At 62.8% G+C, this 13,244-nt stretch carries 12 protein-coding genes and 3 pseudogenes; 12 read left to right on the forward strand and 3 right to left on the reverse strand.

Going from position 1 to position 13,244, the window contains the following annotated elements; genetic code table 11:
• Positions 1-605 precede the first annotated feature (605 nt).
• The 9 genes and pseudogenes from LQV16_RS09380 to LQV16_RS09420 all read left to right on the forward strand — a co-directional run.
• Positions 606-1,715 (forward strand): Gfo/Idh/MocA family oxidoreductase, encoded by a 1,110-nt coding sequence (locus LQV16_RS09380; protein ID WP_229993619.1) that lies wholly within the window; start codon positions 606-608, stop codon positions 1,713-1,715.
• A 327-nt stretch (positions 1,716-2,042) separates the two neighbouring features.
• Positions 2,043-2,318 (forward strand): annotated as a pseudogene (locus LQV16_RS09385) (carbohydrate ABC transporter permease); the annotation flags it as partial.
• Between the two features lie 399 nt (positions 2,319-2,717).
• Positions 2,718-2,915, forward strand: a complete 198-nt coding sequence (locus LQV16_RS09390) for a hypothetical protein (protein ID WP_229993620.1) — start codon at positions 2,718-2,720, stop codon at positions 2,913-2,915.
• 49 nt (positions 2,916-2,964) lie between these two features.
• Positions 2,965-3,252, forward strand: coding sequence for a hypothetical protein (locus LQV16_RS09395; RefSeq protein WP_229993621.1), 288 nt, complete (start codon positions 2,965-2,967; stop codon positions 3,250-3,252).
• Complete coding sequence (locus LQV16_RS09400; RefSeq protein WP_229993622.1) at positions 3,249-3,779, forward strand: MarR family transcriptional regulator; 531 nt, start codon at positions 3,249-3,251, stop codon at positions 3,777-3,779. The genes LQV16_RS09395 and LQV16_RS09400 overlap by 4 nt, the downstream gene beginning before the upstream one ends.
• Positions 3,780-3,796: 17 nt before the next feature.
• Positions 3,797-5,170 (forward strand): aminotransferase class I/II-fold pyridoxal phosphate-dependent enzyme, encoded by a 1,374-nt coding sequence (locus LQV16_RS09405; RefSeq protein ID WP_229993623.1) that lies wholly within the window; start codon positions 3,797-3,799, stop codon positions 5,168-5,170.
• Between the two features lie 362 nt (positions 5,171-5,532).
• Positions 5,533-7,518 carry an FAD-binding monooxygenase gene (locus LQV16_RS09410; protein WP_229993624.1) on the forward strand — a complete coding sequence of 662 codons (1,986 nt, stop codon included), beginning with the start codon at positions 5,533-5,535 and terminating at the stop codon, positions 7,516-7,518.
• Between the two features lie 306 nt (positions 7,519-7,824).
• On the forward strand, positions 7,825-8,193 hold the full coding sequence (locus tag LQV16_RS09415) for a PDDEXK nuclease domain-containing protein (RefSeq protein WP_229993625.1): 369 nt from the start codon (positions 7,825-7,827) through the stop codon (positions 8,191-8,193).
• A gap of 186 nt (positions 8,194-8,379) precedes the next feature.
• Positions 8,380-8,481, forward strand: a pseudogene (locus LQV16_RS09420) (DUF4193 family protein); the annotation flags it as partial.
• Between the two features lie 37 nt (positions 8,482-8,518).
• Here the strand turns inward: LQV16_RS09420 and LQV16_RS09425 are convergent.
• The gene (locus tag LQV16_RS09425) at positions 8,519-8,755 is read right to left on the reverse strand and encodes a hypothetical protein (RefSeq protein WP_229993626.1); all 237 of its coding nucleotides are present in this window, start codon (positions 8,753-8,755) and stop codon (positions 8,519-8,521) included.
• A gap of 864 nt (positions 8,756-9,619) precedes the next feature.
• Between LQV16_RS09425 and LQV16_RS09430 the strand changes: the two genes are divergently transcribed.
• The 3 genes and pseudogenes from LQV16_RS09430 to LQV16_RS09440 all read left to right on the forward strand — a co-directional run.
• Positions 9,620-9,829, forward strand: coding sequence for a hypothetical protein (locus tag LQV16_RS09430; protein ID WP_229993627.1), 210 nt, complete (start codon positions 9,620-9,622; stop codon positions 9,827-9,829).
• Positions 9,830-10,094: 265 nt separating this feature from the next.
• Positions 10,095-10,913: a methyltransferase domain-containing protein gene (locus LQV16_RS09435; RefSeq protein ID WP_229993628.1), complete on the forward strand. Its 819-nt coding sequence runs from the start codon at positions 10,095-10,097 to the stop codon at positions 10,911-10,913.
• Positions 10,914-11,099: 186 nt separating this feature from the next.
• Positions 11,100-11,489, forward strand: a pseudogene (locus LQV16_RS09440) (chromosome partitioning protein ParB); the annotation flags it as partial.
• Positions 11,490-11,521: 32 nt separating this feature from the next.
• On the opposite strand, the gene LQV16_RS09445 reads toward LQV16_RS09440, so the two are convergent.
• Together LQV16_RS09445 and LQV16_RS09450 are read right to left on the reverse strand one after the other, a co-directional pair.
• Positions 11,522-11,860 (reverse strand): YnfA family protein, encoded by a 339-nt coding sequence (locus LQV16_RS09445; RefSeq protein ID WP_229993629.1) that lies wholly within the window; start codon positions 11,858-11,860, stop codon positions 11,522-11,524.
• 95 nt (positions 11,861-11,955) lie between these two features.
• Complete coding sequence (locus LQV16_RS09450; RefSeq protein WP_229993631.1) at positions 11,956-13,227, reverse strand: MFS transporter; 1,272 nt, start codon at positions 13,225-13,227, stop codon at positions 11,956-11,958.
• Positions 13,228-13,244: the final 17 nt, after the last annotated feature.

A 13,244-nucleotide genomic window follows, 5' to 3' on the forward strand; every position in this document is an offset into this window, starting at 1 on the left:
GATCACGTCTGGGTGGTTTGCGCCAAATCTTCCCACTCCGGGATTGTTGACGCTGCATCTGCTGACGGTGAGTATCTGTGGGTGCTTCTCAACGGCGGGCACGGTCGCAGGTTGTTCACCAGGGCCGAGGTAACCAGGACTTATGTCGATCCGATGGACCTCGCCAAGCGGTCACGACCAACGCTTTGACCTCTCTTACCTCAGTGCGGCCTGAAAGAGCGGGACTTTGTAAACCTTCAGGCCGAGGTCACGAACAACCAGACCCGCAACCTTTGGTCTGCTCAAACGCCGATAAACCTGGTTACTCAGTCTGGGAGAAAACGATGAGATTGCTGCTCCACCGAATTTCCGTTCTGGTCGACGGCGCTGGTTACGGCGGCGACCTGATCGCGCAGGACAGCCCAATGGAGACGGGGTTCCCCCAGGGAGTCCTGGCGTCATTCCCCTGGGAAGGCTGGTGGCACGATGAGCCGGATGAGAGCGCAGCCCATAGGTGACCGCTGAGGCCTAGGGGCACAAACAACAGAACCTGGCCTGCAAGGTAGCCGCCAGATCCAACACCATGACCAAAGCCCCGGTAGTAAAAATCGACAGGAGACAGCACTTTGAAACCGATCGCCGTAGGACTTCTGGGAATCACCCACCCGCACGCTTCCGCGCGGGTCCGCGCCCTCCGCGAAATAGCAGGCGTCGAGGTGGTGGCTGCCGCAGACGACGATCCGCGACTGAAGTACTTCACCAACAAGTACGACATGGAGGCCCGCGACATCGACGGGGTGCTCCAGGACGACCGCATCACCGCGATCATGGTGCATTCCAAGAGCAAGGACATGGTCCCCCATGCTCTGCGGGCCCTCGCCGCGGGAAAATCTGTCGTCGTAGAGAAGCCGGGCGGCGGAACAGTCGATGACCTGCTGAAGCTGGCCGAGGCGGAGACCCTGGCCGCTCCGGGATTGGTAGTCCAGGTCGGCTACAACGTCCGCCTGGCACAGTCGGTCACTCGGGCAAAGGAGCTCATAGGCGCCGGGACCATCGGGAACGTGGTCAGCGTGTCGGCCAGAGGTGCCTCCCTGGCCGGGGAGCATCTCACAGCACATCTCAACCAACCGGGGGACATGGGCGGGGCGCTGTGGATCATCGGGTGCCACATGCTCGATTCCCTGGTCAGCATGTTTGGGGTGCCGGAGTCCGTCAATGCGCGAGTGCACAAGTCCCCGATGCTCTCCGACGAGTCGAGCCGCGAGGACTCCGCGGCTGTGCTGCTGAATTACCCCGACATGTCCGCTACGTTCAGCTTCGACAGCCATGACCGACTCGAATGGTTCGAAAGCTCAGGTATATCCGTCTACGGCACCGCTGGAATGATCGGGATCGGCGTCCTTCCCCAAAAGCTAAGGGTCTACGTCGAGAAGGACCGGGCCGGTTGGTCCGCCGGCTGGACCGAATGGACGCAGAGCTATTTCACTCCGCCGTTCGCCCGTACTGATGCGAACAAGTTCTCTGAGCTGCCCGAGTTGGAGAACATCAGCAATTTCCGCACGGAAATGCGCGGATGGATCGACAGCATCCGCACTGGTGAATCTGTGGTGGCACCGGTCACGGATGCCCTTGCCGTAGCGCGGATTATCGACGCCTGCTACCGGTCCGAGAAAGAGCTGGGGGCATCAGTTCAGGTGGCTCAAGGCGTGATCCTGGACGCGCAGCGCACAACATGACAGCCGTTCGCTGGGGGAGTGCTCGCCACTGCTCGCATCGCCCAACGAGCACGCTACGCGACGAGCATGCTAGGCGGCAGCAGGCCCCCTCGGGCACGCATAACCCTTCGTCAGAGGGGTTTTGCTTTAATGTGTGGACATTGACCCTCCGCGGGTTCCTCCGACGTTGTCCGCGGTTTGTGGCTGGCGCCGCGGTGGCCTGTTCGCTTGTGTGGGTGGCGGGATCTGGGCCCTGGCCGGTGGGCCCTCTGCTTGCTGGAATATCTAGGGTTATGTGTCGTCCTTTTGCTGTTTCCGGTGGCCAGTTGTTGGCCGTCACTCATTCACCGCCTGGCGTTCCCGCTGATCCGCCCGGCAATCGCCACAATCGCCGTGTACAACGCGCTCAACGTCTGGAACAGCTTCCTCTTCCCGCTGATCCTGACCCAGAGTGCGGCAAACCGAGTGCTGCCACTATCACTATGGGCGTTCCAGGGAGAGTTCACCATCAACACCCCGGCCATCCTCGCCGCGGTCGTCCTCTCCGCCCTGCCACTCGTCTTTGTCTATATCGTTGGCCGCCGCCAGCTCGTCGCCGGCGTGACAGCAGGCTTCAGCAAATGAACCCACAAAGGAAGAGCGGCGGAGGGCATGCAAACGCGTGTCCCGCCGCTCTTCCCGTACCCGTTTGCGACCTCGACTCAGCATCGGTTGCTGCGGGGATTGTGTCTCTTCTCAGTCTTTGTCGGATTCCGACAACTCACTAGTGAACGCAGCGACTGCATCTATCGCAAACGACCATCCACAAGATACTTGGCCTGGATCTGGCCAACATCGGCAAGTCGCGTCAGTGAACGGTGTCAGCGATCTCCGTAAACGAAGCATCGTTTGCGATACGTGGTCCGATCAGGCTGCTCTCCACTGCAGATTGAGTCGTTTGGTAGGCGCCGCATGCCTTTCTCGCAAACGTACCGATCTCAATATATGCCTGGAAAAGAATCGCTAGATAGCTAACAAACTCCAATGGACAACAAGCCACAGGTGGAGTGCGCGAACAAGACCGTGCTCGAAATATGTGGCAAGTGGGCGAGTACAACTTCTAATGAGCCGCGTCTTACCCGCCTGATAACAGCTGGTCAAGCGGATGGTGCAGGAAAAAAATACCAATGCGGGCGCGCCGCGCTTCAGTTCGAGCTGGCGCGGTTCGAAAAAATAGGCTAGACTTCTAGCTAAATTCAGCCACCATCGCTTGGTTACTCATGGAGAAAATGTGATTGCTGCAGCCGCAGAGGAATTCGCCACTGTCGAGGAGTGCTTCCGATGCCGGTACCCGTTCGACGAGTCCTACAAGAACTTGGCTGTCGTAGTCGAGGGCGAAGAGGGACAGGTCACCATGGGCTGGGACGTTCAGGGCAGCGTGCTGAACGTACTCCCAGTGACATCCTATTGGGCCACAACAACATCGTTGACATCAGCATCGGCGAGCAAGAAACAGCATCTGGCGCAGATACGCGTGTTCGGCGTCACCGTCGCGAAAAAGACTCTGGAGACGGAATGACCACTAATACCCAGAAGATACAGCGCATCGGGTCCTCCGAATACGAATCATTGGCCCGTACCGCTGCCATCGAGCTGTACCCGGACGTCGATTCTCCCGCCATGGCGTTGTGCTTTAATCTCATCCGCGCCGCAAACCGGATGACCACAGACATGGAAGTCTCGGTGCACCGTCCCATGGGCATCAGCTTCGCCGGCTACCGCCTGCTGTTCACCATCAGGTCGGTAGGACAGGTGAACCCAAACGAGCTCGCCCGGCTGTCCAGCGTTTCCACGGCCTCCATGTCCAGCCTGCTCAACACATTGCAGAAGTCCGGGCTCGTTACCCGAGCGCCGGATCCAGAAGACAAGCGCAAGACCATAGTGGAGCTTTCGGACGAAGGCGAGCAAATGGTGGCCGATCTCTGCCAGATCAACAACCAGCGCGAGCAGGCCTGGGCCGCGGGACTCACCGAAACCGAAGCCTCGATCCTGGCCGAACTGCTGCGCAAGCTGTTGCTGCACCACCCGACTCCCCGGACCAGCTAGAACGATAGGAGATACTAATGAGGGCTCAAGACGTCCGGTTGGACGACGACGTGATCGCCGAACTAAGGCAGCGCGCCAAAGACTTGGAGGCGTACGCCACTTTGTGGGCCGGAGGACCAAGCATTGACTCATCAGGCTCAGCCGCCCTGTCTTCCCTGGTTGAACGACTGGCCAACATGTATCCGTACGGGGATGCGAAATATATCGGACAACTCCTGAAACCGCCGCACCCCGTGGCTTGGGTTGCACAGGCCCTCACAGCATTGATCAATCCGAATAATCATGCTCTGGACGGGGGCCCGGCCACCGCGGTTCTTGAAAAGGAAGTCGTGGCCAAACTCGCAGTGATGTTCGGTTTTGAGGAACATCTGGGCCATCTGACATCGTCCGGCACCATCGCTAACCTTGAGGCGCTCTGGGTTGCCAGGGAATTGCATCCAGGTAAGGTCATACTGTCCGGAACCAACGCCCACTACACCCACGAGCGCATGTGCCGGTTGCTCGGAACCCCGCATGAGACCATTCCGGAAGACGACCGGGGCCGTCTTTCGATGGCGGATCTAAGGATTAGGCTGGCGCGAGGCGGGGTCGGCACCGTTGTCGTGACTCTGGGCACGACCGGTCTTGGTGCACTGGACCAAGTCCATGAGGCCGCCGACCTGGCAGCCGAATTCGGCGCCCGGCTACATATCGATGCAGCTTACGGAGGATTTCACACCCTCCTGGCAACTGGTCCGGAACCGCTGGTTGATCCTGCCCCCTTCCTAGCCGTTCGCCGGGCGGATTCAATCGTCGTAGATCCGCACAAGCACGGACTTCAACCGTACGGATGCGGATCTGTTCTCTTCGCTGACCCATCTGTCGGCAAGCTCTATTCGCACAGTTCCCCCTACACCTACTTCACATCTTCTGACCTCCATCTTGGGGAGATCAGTCTGGAGTGCTCGAGAGCGGGGGCGTCGGCGGCGGCTTTTTGGGCCACGGTTGAAGCTCTCGGGTTGTCACGCGACGGAATGGGATCGAATATCGCCGACGGCCGAAGGGCCGCACTGCAAGTAGCTGAAATCATCAGAGCCGCCGACGGCGCCGAGCTAGTGGTCGAACCTGAACTTGACATCGTTTGTGCCTTCCCTCGACGTCCTACGAGCAGCCAGATATCTGCGGCAACAGAGGATGCGTTTGCGGACATGGCCCGGGACGGCTGGCACTTGGCACTGTATCGGGTCGACAGCAAGTGGCTTGCGCGGAACCATCCTTCGATCGTAGTTGATAGTGACTACACCACTGTCCTGAGATCCTGCACCATGAAACCCGAGCATCTCCAAGTGGCCCAAGAATTCAGCTACCGCCTCATTGCATCGATGGAGCAACAGCCCTCACGGACAGACTAAAGGGGCGGCCAATATTGTTTCGCAGGGGGCCTTGAATCCGGATAGCCCCTGATTTCCCCACGCACACCCCGAACTTTCAGCTGGTTCATCGGCAACTGGACGGGTACCGCGATCGACCACAGGCGTTGAACCCGGGGCATCCCCAGGAGGTTCGTTCCGAGGTTCGCGGGCTCCATGCCCGCCGCCCGACGTTTTTCTGTTCGGGCCTGTCCCGGTGAAGCCACGCAACAGTAGCAGTAACTTGGGATGGATCCCTGGAGTCCGTACCGCCTTGGCAAGTGCGGATAGTCAAAATTTCAGATACCAAGCGTCTAGTTCTGAGGAACTTCGACGCTAACCGCTTACAACGAAGTGAGGAATCGGTGCAGTTTCACCATCACGGTTACGTATCCGGGAACCCGCGGGTCCAGCCGGCAGCAGGAGTCGGCATTAACAGGCCGGCTGAGCTCCCGGAGGAGGTCGATGTGTTGGTTGTCGGCACCGGGCCTGCCGGCATGCTCGCGGCCGCGCAATTGTCCCAGTTCCCCGGTGTCGCCACGCGCATCGTGGAGCGTCGCCCCGGGAGGCTCGCCATTGGTCAGGCCGACGGAATCCAGACCCGCACAGTCGAGACCTTTCAAGCCTTCGGCTTTGCCGAGAGGATCATCGCCGAGGCGTACCGGATCACCGAGACGGCGTTCTGGAAGCCGGACCCCGCGGACCCCTCCCGCATCATCCGCACTGCCCGCACCCCGGATGACCCCGCCGAAATCAGCGAGTTCCCGCACCTTGTCGTTAACCAAGCCCGTGTACTGGACTACTTTGCCGAGTTCATGGCCGACTCGCCCACACGCATGTCACCCGACTATGGCTTTGAGTTCCGTTCCCTGAGCGTCGCGGACGAGGGGGAGTACCCCGTCACCGTGACCCTTCTCCACACCTCCGGCCCCAATGAGGGGCAGGAGCGCGTTGTCCGGGCCAAATACGTTGTCGGTGCGGACGGCGCGCGCAGCAAGGTGCGCGAGTCGATCGGCTGCACCCTCGCCGGGGATCAGGCCAACCATGCCTGGGGCGTTATGGACGTGCTCGCCAATACCGATTTCCCGGACATCCGCCTCAAGTGCGCAATCCAGTCCGGCTCCGGCGGCAGCATCCTGCTGATCCCTCGCGAAGGCGGCCACCTCTTCAGGATGTACGTTGACCTCGGTGAGGTGGACCCCAACAACAAGGGCGCCGTGCGCAACACCACCATCGAGGAAATCATCCACAAGGCGAACGAGATCCTCCACCCCTACACCCTCGACGTCCGCAACATCGCGTGGCACAGCGTGTACGAGGTGGGCCACCGGCTCACGGACCGGTTCGACGACGTCCTGCCGGAGCAGCGCGGCACCCGCACACCGCGTGTGTTCATCACCGGCGACGCATGCCACACGCACAGCGCCAAGGCCGGCCAGGGCATGAACGTCTCCATGCAGGACGGCTTCAACCTGGCCTGGAAGCTCGGACACGTCCTCGAGGGCCGCAGCCCGGAAAGCCTGCTGTCCACCTACTCCGCAGAGCGGCAGGTGGTGGCAAAGAACCTCATCGACTTCGACAAAGAGTGGTCCACCCTCATGGCCAAGAGGCCGGAGGAGTTCGAAGACCCCTCCGAGCTGGAGGACTTCTACGTCCGCACCGCCGAGTTCCCGGCCGGGTTCATGACCGAGTACGCGCCGTCCATGGTGGTGGCCGCCCCTGAACACCAGCACCTGGCAACCGGCTTCACCGTCGGCAAACGCTTCAAGTCCGCGCCCGTTGTACGGGTCTGCGACGCCAACCCGGTGCAGCTCGGCCACCAAGCGAAAGCGGATGGCCGGTGGCGGATCTACGTCTTCGCCGACCCGGCCACGCCCCAAACCCCGCAAGCCGGAACCGCGTCGCCTACAGAACAATTCGCCGACTGGATCGCAAACTCACCGGAATCACCGCTCGCCGCCACCCCGGAGGGCGCCGACCCCGATGCCTGGTTCGACGTGAACGTGATCTACCAGCAGGACCATACCGCCATCGACTTCGGCGCCGTACCCGCGGCGTTCAAACCCCGAGTCGGCCCCTTGCAGCTCACGGATTACGAAAAGGTCTACGCTACAGACCCGACGGCGGACATCTTCGACCTGCGCGGTCTCGACCGCGGCGGCGTCGTGGTAGTCGTTCGTCCTGACCAGTACGTGGCCAACGTCTTGCCGCTCACGGCAACGGCCGAGCTCGCCGCGTTCTTTGCACCCCTCTTGCAGCCACGGCGGCCGGAGGAGCTTCCATCCTCCGCGCTGTCTGGCGGGCCCACCGCTCACTCAACCACCACACCCTCAGCCATGATGAACAACTAAAACAATGGAGCCTTGATGTCACCGTCTCAGACCACGCATCCGCACACACGACGCCAGGGCATGAGCGAGGCGGACCGCTGTCTGGTTGCCGGAACCACGACCGGCACAACCGCCAGCACTCCGGGAATCCCGGTCTCCGCCTGACAAAGCTTTCAGGCCTTATCCGCAAATCTGCACCACAGTTCAATCCCCCGCTTCCACCGCTCTGGCGACCTCTCACCGGATAGCGCAAATGCCAATGGTGTACCGCCCGTCTATACAGTCAGTCGCCCCGCCGCCTCAAGCAACTTATGCGAGCGGGCATCGGTGACCGCTGCCGGCGAGCCGGCACTCCGTGCCGGCTTAGTGCGGCCAACGGGCTACGTCGTCGTTGAGCTCAAGACCGGCAAGTTCCAGCCCGAGTATGCCGGCAAGCTCAACTTCTACGTCGCGCTCGTGGACGACGTGCTCCGGCGCCAGCACCATAACGAAACCATCGGGATCCTCATCTGCGGCACCAAGAACGACCGCAGCGTCCGGTACAGCCTGGGACGCTCCACCTCACCCATGGCTGTCGCCGCCTACACCTACGACAACCTCCCCCCGGCCGAACAACAGGCACTGCCCAACGAAGGACACATCGTCGCAGCGCTGGAATGGGCCGAACCCGAGACCCCGGAGGCGCAAGACCAATAAGGACTCCCGGGACAGCGCTGGGGCGCGTTTCCCCACGTTGCCGGCCAAGACCGGGACCGGGACCGGGACCAGTTGTCGGGCCCCGGCGAGGCCTGCCAGTCCCCGCCGCACAGAAACACCGGGCCCCCGGCATACCTTGCATTCCCGTCAGACAAGAAACGCCAGAAAGAGAATGACGACAGTGGCGAGGACGAGTTCACCTGCTACTCCTGTTTCCTGGGCCGGCACCGGTCCCAGCTCGCGCGCGAAATGAACGGCCCCTCATACTGCATCGACCGCGAAGGCTAGGACGACCCCGCTCCAGATGCCGGACCCGAATCCGTCTCTATCCGTGAGTCGCGGGCTCTTCGCGCCGTTCGTGTGTCTGCCCGTAGGGGACATCGCGGCTTACGACGACGGTGTAGCTGGTGTAACCGTGCTGGGTAACGAGGATGCCGTGTCGGCATTCCTTCATGGCGTGTTCACGTGCGATCTCCACGGCGGCGTTCAGGTCGTTCTCGACGGTGTCCGGGTCGTGGGCAGTGACTTCCAGGACGACATCCGAGTGGCGCTTGATCATCATGGTCTCTTTCGCTGCGGGAAGTGCCGGGGCTCTCAGCGGGCACGGGCTTCCGGGACCGGGCACAGCCGGAGAGCGGGAAGCGGTGGTTCCAGAGGGGTTGCCCGGCATTCTCTGATGGGGCGGGGCCGGCCGGAGTACTTGGCGGGCTGGATCGGCCGAAGCAATCTCCTGCGGATCTGTAGCCAGTCTGGATGATCAGCGGGCCAGCCGCAATACAAAGCCCGAAAAGTCGGCTGTAGCAGTGCCGTGCCCGGCTGGAGCTGCCCCGCGGCAGTTTAAGCGGCGCCTAGGGTTCGATGACGATCCTCACCGGGGAATTTGTTCTGTCCCCAAACATGCGAATTCCGTCGTTTACAGCTTCCAACGGCAGCCGCGCGCTCACCGAAGCGCCGAGATCAAGATCACCAGGCTCGCACAGGAAGCGGTCGGACTCAGGCGGAACTAAGCGGATAAACCGGGGCCGGGCCGGCGATCAAAATTAAGGTGTGTACAAAGTACACACTTTGGGTCTCGGACTGGGTCGTACTGGTGCCGGTCCGGCCCGGATTCCGCATGTTTCCGCGGGAGCCCTGTGGTTGCGGGGGCTGGAATGCAGTTCGAGTCCCACCTCGGGCACGTTTTTTCCCTGTTCAGGGGCTTGCGGTCCTCTGAATGTGAACAAATCTCCTCTTATGGGCCCCTGAAGGGGCCCATTTTAGTTGGTGGCGGCTGGTCTGGCGGCTCCTTCTCTTGGCTTGGACAGCGGTGTAGCTGCGTACTCCTTCATGGCCGGGGGCGCTTGGAAGTGCATGACTTGCTGTGACTTGCGATCAATTCCTCATGTTCATCCCGGTCGGCACCCGGCACTCCTGGGAAACTCTCGTCATGTCCTCTCAGCCCCGAAATAAACAGATCGCCGGCCGCTGCCCTGCCGATGGCCAGGTCAACGCCGACCAGGACTGGCGAACCCAAGGCAACCGCGGAAAAGACTACGGCCAGGACCAACAGAACCCCCGGGACAGCACCGCGCGGCCCGGCCGCGCAGCAGGCCCGTTAGCCCTGGACGGATCAACCTCGCTCATGCCCCCAGCGTAGGACCAAAGACCAGAACGGGCGTCCGCTGACCTCTGTCACCACGGAAACGCCCGGCCTAGACTGGCCTCCCACGGGTGACGTGTGGACCGGTTGCATAGCCCTGTCGGTTCTCATCGGGGCGGCCGTGCACTCAAGGAAGGGATGACCGTGGAGCCTGCTTCGATCTACCACCAAGGGAAGACTCCGAGATCCTCCGCTGTGAATCACCGCACGCACAACCACGAAGAGCAAGCCGAGCAACGGTCTTGCGGATAAGGAGAACGCCATGAGCACATCGTCGTCAGAGGTCTCGTTCAAACAGTACGGAGGCAACGCTGCTGAGAACTATGAACGGTACTTCGTCCCCGCGATCGGGGCGCCATTCGCGACCGTGCTGCTCGGCGCGGCCGCGCTGCAAGTTGGTGAGCGCGTCCTCGACATCGCATGCGGCACAGGTGTCGTAACGCGACTGGCAGCCGAGCAAGTAGGTCCAAAGGGCGCCGTCGCCGGGCTTGACGTCAATCCCGCAATGCTGGCGGTCGCGCGGTCGGTACCCTCGTCGGGCGCTGCGATCGAGTGGCACGAGGCCAATGCCGAGTCCTTGCCGCTCGCCGACGGGTCCTTTGATGTCGTGGTCAGTTCGCTCGGCCTGCAGTTCGTGGCCGACAAGGCGTCGGCGCTGCGCGAAATGCGGCGCGTTCTAGCTCCTGAAGGGCGCCTGGCCATTGCAACGGTCGGACCGACTCCACCGCTGTTCGCGATTCTCGAGCAGGCGCTTGCGCGTCATGTGAAGCCCGAGGTAGCCGCCTTCATGCAAGCGGTGTTCTCGCTGTACAAGCCGCAGGAACTCGAGACGCTGACGAGCAGCGCCGGATTCCGGAACGCCGGGGTTCGGTCGGAGACGCTGTCACTGACTCTGCCCGAGCCAAGGGAGTTTCTCTGGCAATACGTCCACAGCACCCCGTTGGCGGCAGCCGTCGCACAGATCGACGACGAGGCTCGCGCCGCATTGGAGCGCGATGTCGTGGCCGGATGTCGATCGTTCGTGAAAGACGGGATCCTCACGGAGGACATAAGCGTCGTCCTGACGACTGCGCAGAAGTAATTAGCCGTTGGACTTGCAGCGTGACGATGAATATAGGGCGATGCCAAGCGAGCAACCGCCGCATGATAGCAAAGACTCTTGATTCCCTCCTAGTAGGAGGACTGCACCATCGGACATCGAGGTTCCCGGCCTGTGCTCTCACTTGTGAAGATCTGCACTTGCAAAGTGCAGAGAAGCGACCAAGGCCGCCGTGAATTCGTGAAGACCCTGCTGTCCCGCAAGGCCGCACCGAAGGGCTGGCAGCACTTCACCGTCCACGCCATCACCCACGACCCGGAAACCGCCAGCGGCTATGACGGCAAGGTCGCCGCAGAGATGATCGGCGCCAAGACCCCGGCAGAGGAGAAGTGGGGCTGGAATTCCCTGCGGGACCACACCGCCGCCACCACGGCACGGCCCGAGTTCTCCCTGACCGCCCTGATCTGCGCAGGGTATGAAAAGACCATCCAGAAAGACTCCTGGCGGAGCGCCGAAAAGCGGCACTTCCACTACCTGAACCAGCTCATCTCCTGGGGCTACCCCGCCAGCGCCGTCGAACAGATCATCCTCGACAAGCACACCGCCGCAACCGAGTAATGTAAGTGAGTCCGGGCGGCTGCGGCCGGTTCTCACCCGGGGCTGCGCGGGACGAACATGATGACCGCGACGCCGAGCAGGCAGATGCCCGATCCCAGGACGTCCCAGCGGTCTGGCCTGAAGCCGTCGAAGACCATGCCCCAGGCCAGGGATCCGGCGACGAACACCCCTCCGTAGGCGGCCAGGATCCGGCCGAAATGGGCGTCGGGCTGGAGAGTGGCGACGAACCCATAGATCCCCAGGGCGATCAAGCCCAGACCGGCCCACCACCAGGCCCGGTCCTCGCGGACGGACTGCCAGACCAGCCATGCCCCGCCGATTTCGGCCACCGCGGCCAGAACAAACAGCAGTATGGACCTGGTAATAGTCATGGCACCATCCTTCCATCGGGCAACTGCCGGTCCTGCCCATCCCGGCGCAATCCAAGAGTCACCTTTCAGGGCCGCCGGGATGCGCAGCGCCGGGATCATGTGCGTGGTTTGTGGTCGGTGCTGCGCATCCGCACGGCCACAACCATGCCGGAAGCGCCGGTGAGGGCAGCGACAGCGGCGATGGCGGCGGGAATGCCGTAGGCATCGGCGATGATTCCGGAGACCACTGCCCCGACGGCGAATCCGCCGTCGCGCCAAAGCCGGTAGATCCCCACGGACCGGGCACGCCATTGGGGATGGGCGACGTCGCCGACGGTGGCGAGCAACGTGGGGTAGACCATGGCCGTGCCGGCGCCGAGCAGGACCGCCCCGGCCAGCCAGATCCCGAAGCCCTGCCCGAGAGCGATCATGGCGAGGGCCGCGGCCTGGACCAGCATGCCGGCGGTGATCAGCGGCTTGCGGCCGATCCGGTCCGAGAGCGCGCCGGTGACGAGCTGCCCGGCACCCCAGACGGCCGGGTAGACGGCGGCGAGGATGCCGATGGTATCGACCGTCAGCCCGGCAGCGGCGAAGAGGACGGGGAACAGGCCCCAGGCCAGGCCGTCGTTGAGGTTGTTGACCATGCCGGCCTGGCAGACGGAGGACAGGGACCTGTCACGGAAACTGGTGAGGGTGAACACTTCCCGGCTGGTCAGCTGCGCGTGGTTTCCGGCACGGGCGGGAACATGGGTGGCGGCCTCGAGCCTGGCGAAGTCATGTGTTTCCCGTACGGCCAGCACCGACAGGCCGAGGCCGACGGCGATGAACACGGCGCCGAGCAGGAACGGGGCGGGTCGGAGCCCGTAGTGTGCGGCGATGTAGCCGGTGGCCAGGGCGGTCCCGGCGACGCCGAGGTAGCCGGCGGCTTCGTTCAGACCCATGGCCAGGCCGCGGCGTTCGGGGCCGACGAGGTCCATCTTCATCATCACGGTGGTGGACCAGGTCAGGCCCTGGCTGATGCCCAGCACCAAGTTGGCTGCGACAATCCATCCCCAGGACGGGCCGAAGATCAGCATGAGCGGCAGCGGGAGGGCGATGAGCCAGCCGGCCACGAGGACCGGTTTGCGGCCGTACCAGTCCGCGAGGGCGCCGGCGACGTAGTTCGTGCCGGCCTTCGCCACGCCGAACGCCAGGATGTAGGTCAGGGCCGCGGTGTGAAGGTCGAGGTGGAAGACCTGCCCGGCCAACAGCGGCAGCACCGTGCGTTCCTGGCCCAGGGTCCCGCCGACCAGGGCGTTGACCGCGACGAGGAGCATGAACTGGGCCAGGTTTTGCCGCAGGCCCAGGCGCAGCGCGGGGCTGCCGGCGCGGTTGCCCGGTGGCTTCATGGGACCTCTCGGCGTCG

This window comes from Arthrobacter sp. Bi26, from assembly GCF_918697925.1.
Classification (GTDB): Bacteria; Actinomycetota; Actinomycetes; order Actinomycetales; family Micrococcaceae; genus Arthrobacter.

Bases quoted from the DNA above. Each gene is read 5' to 3' on its own strand.
- LQV16_RS09450 (WP_229993631.1), bottom strand. From the start codon at position 13,227: ATGAAGCCACCGGGCAACCGCGCCGGCAGCCCCGCGCTGCGCCTGGGC.
- LQV16_RS09445 (WP_229993629.1), bottom strand. From the start codon at position 11,860: ATGACTATTACCAGGTCCATACTGCTGTTTGTTCTGGCCGCGGTGGCC.
- LQV16_RS09390 (WP_229993620.1), top strand. From the start codon at position 2,718: ATGGACAACAAGCCACAGGTGGAGTGCGCGAACAAGACCGTGCTCGAA.
- LQV16_RS09405 (WP_229993623.1), top strand. From the start codon at position 3,797: ATGAGGGCTCAAGACGTCCGGTTGGACGACGACGTGATCGCCGAACTA.
- LQV16_RS09425 (WP_229993626.1), bottom strand. From the start codon at position 8,755: ATGATGATCAAGCGCCACTCGGATGTCGTCCTGGAAGTCACTGCCCAC.
- LQV16_RS09435 (WP_229993628.1), top strand. From the start codon at position 10,095: ATGAGCACATCGTCGTCAGAGGTCTCGTTCAAACAGTACGGAGGCAAC.
- LQV16_RS09430 (WP_229993627.1), top strand. From the start codon at position 9,620: ATGTCCTCTCAGCCCCGAAATAAACAGATCGCCGGCCGCTGCCCTGCC.
- LQV16_RS09400 (WP_229993622.1), top strand. From the start codon at position 3,249: ATGACCACTAATACCCAGAAGATACAGCGCATCGGGTCCTCCGAATAC.